Genomic DNA, 8,780 nt, shown 5'->3' with positions numbered 1-8,780 from the left:
CGGCACGACCCCGAACGGGTCGTGCCGGGGGCGCGCTACTATGGGGCGGTGACTCGACGGCTCCTGCTTCGGCAGCCGCGTCGGACGAAGCCCGCGCCCGCCCCGCGCTCCTGACAGCGCATCCGGTGCGCACGTGAGGCACCGACGCGGCTCCCCTCGCCTGCGCGAGGGTTTTTTCATGTCACGAGACGCCCGGCAGCACCTGCCGCACCGATCCTGGAGGACGATCCACCCATGAGCGAGGCCCCGCACCGCTATACCGCCGAGGTGGCGGACGATATCGAGCAGCGCTGGCAGCAGCGCTGGGACGAGGACGGCACCTTCCGCGCCGACAACCCCGTCGGCGCCCTCCGCGGCTCCGTTGAGTCGCTGGAGCAGGCGGCGAGCGCCGCCGCCCCCGAGAAGACGTACATCATGGACATGTTCCCGTACCCCTCGGGGTCGGGCCTGCACGTGGGTCATCCGCTGGGCTACATCGCGACGGACGTCGTCGCCCGCCACCAGCGGATGATGGGGAAGAACGTGCTGTACACGATGGGCTACGACGCCTTCGGCCTGCCCGCGGAGCAGTACGCGGTCCAGACCGGCACCCATCCGCGCACCACCACCGAGTCCAACATCGCGAACATGCGCCGCCAGCTGCACCGGCTCGGTCTGTCCCATGATCCCCGTCGCTCCCTGGCGACCACCGATCCCGAGTTCATGAAGTGGACCCAGTGGATCTTCCTGCGCATCTTCGACTCCTGGTACGACCCGGAGGCCCCGAACGCGGACGGGATCATCGGGCGCGCCCGGCCGATCGCCGAGCTGCGGGCGGAGCTGCGCGCCGGCGCGGTCGATCCCTTCGCTCTGGCCGACCGCCAGGGCATCGACCTGCCCGCCGCCTGGTCGGACCGCTCCCCCGCCGACGTCCCGCAGGCCTCCGACGCCGAGATCGCGGAGCTGGCCGATGCCTTCCGCCTGACCTACATCTCCGAGACCCCCGTGAACTGGTGCCCCGGGCTGGGCACGGTGCTGGCCAACGAGGAGGTCACCCCCGAAGGCCGCTCCGAGCGCGGCAACTTCCCGGTCTTCACGCGCCGCCTGCGGCAGTGGAACATGCGCATCACCGCCTACGGCGATCGTCTGGTGGACGATCTGGAGCGGGTGGACTGGCCGGACTCGATCCGCACCATGCAGCGCAATTGGATCGGCCGCAGCCACGGCGCGCAGATCACCTTCCCGGCCACCGGCCTGTCCGATCGGCCGGAGGCGAGCTTCGACGTCTTCACCACCCGGGCCGACACCCTGTTCGGGGCGACCTTCTGCGTGCTCTCGCCCGAGCACGAGCTGCTGCGGGATCCCTCCGCCCTGCCCGAGACCTGGCCCGAGGGCACGAAGGAAGCCTGGATGGGCGGGGCCGCCGGGCCGCGCGAGGCCGTCGCGGCCTACCAGGCCCGCGCCGCCGCCCTCGGCGAGGACGAGCGCACCCTGGAGGACCGGGAGAAGACCGGCGTGTTCACCGGGATGGTCGCGGTCAACCCGATGGACGGCCGCGAGCTGCCCGTCTTCACCGCGGACTACGTGCTGACCGGCTACGGCACCGGCGCGATCATGGCGGTGCCGGCGGAGGACGCGCGCGATTTCGCCTTCGCCGAGCGCTTCGAGCTGCCCGTGATCCGCACCGTGCGCCCCCCGGAGGACTTCGAGGGCGGAGCCTGGACCGGCGACGGGGAGAAGATCAACTCCGCGAGCGCCGAGCTGGACCTGAACGGGCTGGACAAGGACGAGGCCAAGGAGCGGGCCACGGCCTTCGCTCAGGAGAAGGGCTTCGGCCGCGCGCGCACCACCTTCCGCCTGCGCGACTGGCTGTTCTCCCGCCAGCGCTACTGGGGCGAGCCCTTCCCGGTGGTCTACGACCCCGCCCGCCCCGAGGTCCCGATCCCGCTGCCGGAGTCGATGCTGCCGGTGGAGCTTCCCGAGGTCTCCGACTTCTCCCCGAAGACCTTCGACCCGCTGGACGCGGACACCGAGCCGCAGACCCCGCTGTCTCGCGCCGAGGACTGGGTGGCGGTGGAGCTGGACCTCGGCGAGGGCCCGAAGCGCTACCTGCGCGAGACCAACACGATGCCGCAGTGGGCGGGATCGTCCTGGTACCACCTGCGCTACATCGACCCCACCGAGGACGAGGTCCTGGTGCGCCCCGAGAACGAGCGCTACTGGCTGGGCGCGCGCGAGGACGGCGGCGTGGGCGGCGTGGACCTGTACGTCGGCGGCGTGGAGCACGCGGTGCTGCACCTGCTGTACGCGCGGTTCTGGCACAAGGTGCTCTTCGACCGCGGCGACGTCTCCAGCCAGGAGCCCTTCCACCGGCTGTTCAACCAGGGCTACATCCAGGCCTACGCCTACACCGACGCCCGCGGCATGCACGTCCCCGCCGAGGAGGTGGTCGCCGAGGCCGACGGCACCTTCACGTACCAGGGTCAGCCGGTCACCCAGGAGTACGGGAAGATGGGCAAGTCGCTGAAGAACGCGGTGGCCCCGGACGACATGTACGAGCAGTACGGCGCGGACACGCTGCGCGTCTACGAGATGTCGATGGGTCCGCTGGACCTCTCGCGCCCCTGGGAGACCCGCGCGGTGGTCGGCTCGCAGCGCTTCCTGCAGCGGCTGTGGCGCCTGGCCGTCGACGAGGAGACGGGTGCGCTGACCGTCTCCGACGAGCCCGCTGATCTCGCCACCCGCCAGGCCGTCCACCGCACCATCGAGGGCGTGGGTCGGGACATGGCCCAGATGCACTTCAACACCGCGATCGCGAAGCTGATCGAGCTGGTGAACCACCTGACCAAGGGGCTGACCGCGACGGGCACCACGCCCCGCGAGGCGGTGGAGCCGCTGGTGCTGATGGTCTCGCCGCTGGCTCCGCACCTGGCGGAGGAGCTGTGGTCCCGACTGGGCCATGCGGACTCCCTGGCCCGCGCCGCTTACCCGCAGGCGGACCCGGAGCTGGTCAAGGCCGACGCGGTCACCTGCGTGGTCCAGGTCAAGGGCAAGGTGCGCCACCGCCTCGAGGTGGATCCCGAGATCTCCGCCGAGGAGCTGGAGGCGCGGGTCATGGCCGAGGAGCGCGTCCAGGAGCTGCTCGCGGGACAGACGATCCGCAAGGTGATCGTGCGCGCGCCGAAGATCGTGAACATCGTGGTCTGAGCACCGCCGCGGGCGGAGAGGCCCCCGAGACCCTGTGGGTCCCGGGGGCCTCTCATCGTTCCTCCACAATGCTCCGTCGTCCACACCGCGGGGCCCGTCGCGGTCGACCACGTCCCGGCCCGCCTACTCTCCCGGCATGAACTCCTTCATCGGATGCGAACCCGAGGCGCTGCACACCCTCTCCGAGCGGATCGCCGAGCGTGCGCTCGAGATCATCGAGACCGGCGGGAGGATCCTCGAGGTCGTCCGCGGGACCGACTGGACCGGCCCGGACGCCCAGGAGCACTCCGCGCGCACCGACGCCGTGCATCAGAGCATCACCCAGGTGGGAGCACAGCTGCGGACGCACGCCGACCAGCTGCGGCAGGAGGCCGACCAGCAGGAGGCGGCCTCCCGCCCCGATCCCGCCGGCGGAGCCGGCGCCGCCGAGCGCTCCGCCGATCCGCTGCGGGCGCTGCGCTCCGAGCTGCCCTGGGGACGCGCGGTGAAGGAGCTGGGCTCACGGGCGGGGAGGCTGGTCAGGCCGAGCATCCCCCAGGATCCGGGGCCCTGGATCGGGGGCCCCTTCCAGCATCCGATCGACCCGGTCCGCCGCGCGCGCGATCCCCTGCCGGCGGGCGAGAGCTATGCGCTGGAGCCCGAGCATCTCGAGAACGCCGAGGAGGCCCGCCGCTCCGCCTTGGCCGTGCATCCGGCCACGCGACTCGCCCAAGGGGTGCTCGACGCGCACGAGACCTGGGGCGCGAGCCTGGACCGCGCGGAGCGCACTCTCGTCGACAGCGGCCTCGAGGAGCTCACGCCGCTGGTCTCGATCGGGCGGATTCCCCACGAGGCCTCCTCGCTGGTGTTCGGCGAGCGCTCGGCGGCCAGCCAGGTGATCTCCTCGGCCGAGCATCTGTGGGCGAATGCCGGGCAGACCCGCGCCGAGATCACCGAGGCCCTGGGACGGGGCGACCTCGCCGGAGCGATCCGTGCCGGCGAGCGCGGGATCTATCGGCACGTTGACGGCGTGATCGAGCTGGCGACCGCGCCCTCGTTCGCACAGCTCCCTGCGACCAGCGCGGAGATGCTGGGCCATGCGGGAGACGCGGTCGAGGCGGTCCACCCCGGCGCCGCGGAGCCCCTCCGCCGGGCCGAGCAGTCCGTGCGCGGCCTGGCGGAGGGCGTCGAGAACGTCCGGGAGGACGTCCTGGACTCCGAGGACGTCTACGACGCCCGGCGCCGGGCGGTCCCGCTGCCCTGGGATCCGCGGTGAGCGGCGGAGAGCCTCACACGGTCCCCTCCGGCGCGGCCTCCTCCGGTGCGTGCTCCGCGGGCGCGAGCGCGAGGCCCCCACCGTCCTCGCGCATCCGCACCTGGACCTGCTGCCCGTCCTGCACCTGACCGCGCAGGATGAGGCGGGCCAGGCCGTCGCCGATCTCCTTCTGCACCAGGCGCTTGAGCGGGCGCGCCCCGTACATCGGATCGAAGCCGGCATCGGCGAGCCAGCGGGTGGCGGCCTCGTCCACGTCCAGGGTGATGCGCCGCTGGGCGAGCCGGTCCGAGACCTCCGCGATCTGCAGGGTCACGATGCGCGAGAGCTGCTCGCGGGTCAGGGCGTCGAACATGACGATGTCGTCCAGGCGATTGAGGAACTCGGGCTTGAAGGAGGCCCGCACCACCTGCATCACCTTCTCGTGCTTCTCCGCCTCGGACAGCACGGCGTCCTGCAGGGCGTGGGCACCGAGGTTGGAGGTGAGGATCATGATCGTGGAGCGGAAGTCCACGGTGCGTCCCTGCCCGTCGGTGAGCCGGCCGTCGTCGAGCACCTGCAGCAGCACGTCGAAGACGTCGGGGTGGGCCTTCTCGATCTCGTCGAGCAGCACCACCGAGTAGGGCCGACGGCGCACGGCCTCGGTGAGCTGCCCGCCCTCGTCGTAGCCGACGTACCCGGGCGGGGAGCCGACCAGCCGGGAGACCGTGTGCTTCTCCCCGTACTCCGACATGTCGATGCGGATCATGGCCCGCTCGTCGTCGAAGAGGAACTCCGCGAGCGCCTTGGCCAGCTCGGTCTTGCCCACCCCCGTCGGCCCCAGGAACAGGAACGAGCCGGTGGGCCGATCCGGATCGGCGATGCCCGCACGGGACCGGCGCACCGCATCGGAGACCTCGGTGACCGCGCGCTGCTGCCCGATCAGCCGCCGCCCCAGGAGCTCCTCCATGTGCAGGAGCTTCTCGCTCTCCCCCTGGAGCAGCCGCCCGGCCGGGATGCCGGTCCACGCCGCGACGACGTCGGCGATGTCGTCGGGGCCGACGTGATCGGCGACCATCGGACCCTCGTCCTCGACACCGGGCGCGGACTCCTGCTCCTCGGCCGCACGCAGCTGCTCCTTGAGAGCGGGGATGTCACCGTAGAGGATCTTCGAGGCCGCGGTGAGGTCGCCCTCGCGCTGTGCCCTGTCCGCCTGCATGCGCAGCTGCTCGAGCTGCGCCTTGAGATCGCCGACCAGGTTCAGCCCGGCTTTCTCCCGCTCCCAGCGGGCAGCGAGCTCGTTGCGCTGCTCGGTGCGGTCGGCCAGCTGGGCGCGCACCGACTCCAGCTGCGCGATGCTGCCGGGGTCGTCGCTGCCGTCGAGGGCCAGCTCCTCCATCTTCAGCCGGTCCACCTGCCGCCGCAGGATGTCCAGCTCCTCCGGGGAGGAGTCCAGCTCCATGCGCTGGCGGGAGGCGGCCTCGTCGACCAGGTCGATCGCCTTGTCCGGCAGCTGCCGACCGGAGATGTACCGCGAGGACAGCGAGGCCGCGGCGACCAGGGCGGCATCGGTGATGGTCACCTTGTGGTGCGCCTCGTACTTGTCCTTGAGCCCGCGCAGGATCGTCACCGTGTCCTCGACGCTCGGCTCCCCCACCAGCACCTGCTGGAAGCGGCGCTCGAGCGCGGGGTCCTTCTCGATGTTCTCCCGATACTCGTCGAGCGTCGTCGCGCCGACCATGCGCAGCTCGCCGCGGGCCAGCATGGGCTTGAGCATGTTGCCCGCGTCCATCGAGCCGTCCCCGGAGCCTCCCGCGCCCACCACCGTGTGCAGCTCGTCGATGAAGGTGATGATCTGGCCGTTCGAGGAGCGGATCTCGTCGAGCACGGCCTTCATCCGCTCCTCGAACTCTCCGCGGTACTTCGAGCCGGCGACCATCGAGGACAGGTCGAGGGAGACGAGCGTCTTGCCGCGCAGCGAATCGGGGACGTCCCCGGCGACGATGCGCTGGGCGAGCCCCTCCACGACGGCGGTCTTGCCCACCCCGGGCTCGCCGATCAGCACCGGGTTGTTCTTGGTGCGGCGCGAGAGCACCTGCACCACGCGGCGGATCTCGGCGTCGCGGCCGATCACCGGGTCCAGCCGGCCCTCGCGGGCCATCTCGGTGAGGTCCACCCCGAACTTCTCCAGGCTCTGGAAGGTGCCCTCGGGGTTCTGGGAATCCATCTGGTTCATGCGGTCATCTCCTGGCAGCAGAGTGGTCACGGCATCGCGGAGGGCTCGAGGGGTCGCGCCGGCGGCGGCGAGCAGCCGGGCGGCATCGTCCGTGCCGAGCGCGATGCCGATCATCAGATGCTCGGTGGACAGGTAGGTGCGCTTCTGGGCATCGGCCTCGTGACGGGCGGCCTCGAGCGCGTCGAAGCCCGTTCCGACGAAGGTCGGCGAGGAGGTGCCGCCGCCGCTGACCCGCGGCAGGGCCTCGATCGCCTGCTCGGCGCGCGCGGCGACGTCGAGCGGATCGGCCCCGGTCCGCTCGAGCGCGGCACGGGCGATGCCGTCGCGCTGGCCGACCAGCGCCGCCAGCAGGTGCAGGGAGCTGATCTGGGGATTGCCGAGGGTGACGGCATGCTCGGCGGCGGCGGTGACGGCCTCCTGCGCGCGGGTGGTGAACTGGAACTCCACGATGCTCCTCTCCGATGTGCATGTGCGGGCGTGGGGACATCCGGTGCAACGACTCCAAAGTTGAGTCTATTCCGCTCAACCCATGGAGGTGCCGGTCCGCCGCGGAGCGCCCGCCGCCGCGATCCGGGTCGTCCACAGCGGCGCCCCGCCCCGCTCCCCGCGGCGTGCTCCCCTGTAGCATCGCACCGAACCGTGCCGCGTCCGTCCCGGGGGAACCGACGGCGACGTGCCGGGCTCCCCTCCTCTCCCTGACCTCTCCGCCGCCGAAACCGAGGCCACCATGTCCCAGCCCCCCTATCCGCCGCCGCAGGGTCAGTTCATGCCCAACGGGAGACCGCGACCGGGGGCCCCGCAGTCCGCGCCCGACGCACCCTCGTTCCAGGCGCAGCCCCGCTACGTCGACTACGGCAATCCCCGGGCCTACGACACCTCCGTGCGGCCGGCCTCGGGACTCACCGCGGCCCGCTACGCCCCGGCGCAGATCCAGCGGCCCGACCAGGCCCAGCCCGTCTCGGCCTGGTCCACGCAGGCTCGGCGCGCCCAGGAGGTCTCGCAGGAGGCCACGAAGATCCCGGCCGTGAGCATCGCGGTGTGGATCGCGCTGCTCCTGCTGGGCCTGGGACTGCTGCTGGTGCTGGGGTTCTTCTTCCTCCAGTTCGTGCTCACGGCGAGCTCGAACCCCGTGTGGTGGCCGGTCACCGCCTTCATCGCCTCGATCTCCCTGCTCGTCATCGCGGGGGTCATGTTCCTGGCCGACCGCTGGGACCCGCAGCCGCTCCCGCTGCTGATCATCGCCGTGTTCTGGGGCGCCGCGGTGGCGGCCTTCGGCAGCTACTGGCTCAACACCCTCAACAGCCTCCTCGTCTACGTCGTCACCGGCAGCGAGGCGGCCGCGAACTTCGCCGGTCCCGTCCTCAGCGCCCCGCTCGTGGAGGAGACCACCAAGGGGCTGGGGCTGCTGCTGCTGATGATCCTGGCTCGGCGCTACTTCAACGGGCCGCTCGACGGCCTCATCTACGGCTCCCTCATCGGCGGCGGCTTCGCCTTCACCGAGAACATCATCTACTACACCCGCGGGCTCGAGGACATGGGCGCCGGCGGCGTGCTGTTCAGCTTCATCATGCGCGGAGTTCTGAACATCTTCGGCCACGCGATCTACACCTCGCTGACCGGCATCACGGTGGGCTTCGTGGCCCGCAAGTGGGGCACCATCATGGGCTTCGTGGTCTTCCTCCCGGCACTCATCCCCGGCATGCTGCTGCACGGGGCCTGGAACCTCGCCGCCACCCTCAGCACCTCCGCCCTCGCCCTGCTGGTCATGTACGGCGCGAAGATGCTCATCTCCCTGTGCTGGCTGATCGCGATCGTGATCCTCATCTGGGACGAGTCGCGACTGACCAGGATCCGCCTCGGCGACTACGCCAATCAGGGATGGCTCACGCACGAGGAGGTCGACATGCTCGCGACCTGGAAGGGACGGCGCGAGGGCAAGCGCTGGGCCTCCCAGATCGGCGCCCGACCGGTGATGAAGCGGTTCATCCGGGAGAGCGCGGATCTCGCCTCGATCCGCCAGCGACTGCTGGCCGACGGCGCGAACCCGAAGGTGGTCCAGACCGAGCGGCGGCTGCTGAACCGGCTCACCACCAACCGGCAGGAGCTGCTGGCGCACGCGCACTGAGG

The 8,780-nt window shown here is 71.3% G+C and carries 4 protein-coding genes; 3 read left to right on the top strand and 1 reads right to left on the bottom strand.

Going from position 1 to position 8,780, the window contains the following annotated elements:
* Positions 1-234: 234 nt before the first annotated feature.
* Together leuS and CXH06_RS10170 are read left to right on the top strand one after the other, a co-directional pair.
* Positions 235-3,186: a leucine--tRNA ligase gene (leuS, locus tag CXH06_RS10175; protein ID WP_114855067.1), complete on the top strand. Its 2,952-nt coding sequence runs from the start codon at positions 235-237 to the stop codon at positions 3,184-3,186.
* Between the two features lie 136 nt (positions 3,187-3,322).
* A complete protein-coding gene (locus CXH06_RS10170; protein WP_114855066.1) occupies positions 3,323-4,441 on the top strand; it encodes a WXG100 family type VII secretion target in 1,119 nt (372 codons plus the stop codon).
* Between the two features lie 13 nt (positions 4,442-4,454).
* Here the strand turns inward: CXH06_RS10170 and CXH06_RS10165 are convergent, their stop codons facing one another.
* Positions 4,455-7,100 (bottom strand): ATP-dependent Clp protease ATP-binding subunit, encoded by a 2,646-nt coding sequence (locus CXH06_RS10165; RefSeq protein WP_114855065.1) that lies wholly within the window; start codon positions 7,098-7,100, stop codon positions 4,455-4,457.
* Positions 7,101-7,380: 280 nt separating this feature from the next.
* Between CXH06_RS10165 and CXH06_RS10160 the strand changes: the two genes are divergently transcribed.
* Positions 7,381-8,778 (top strand): PrsW family intramembrane metalloprotease, encoded by a 1,398-nt coding sequence (locus CXH06_RS10160; RefSeq protein WP_114855064.1) that lies wholly within the window; start codon positions 7,381-7,383, stop codon positions 8,776-8,778.
* Positions 8,779-8,780 lie beyond the last annotated feature (2 nt).

Source organism: Brachybacterium sp. YJGR34 (genome assembly GCF_003347015.1).
Lineage (GTDB): Bacteria > Actinomycetota > Actinomycetes > Actinomycetales > Dermabacteraceae > Brachybacterium.
The sequence above is the reverse complement of the archived record's forward strand: the minus strand, read 5'-3'. Positions and strand labels throughout refer to the sequence as shown.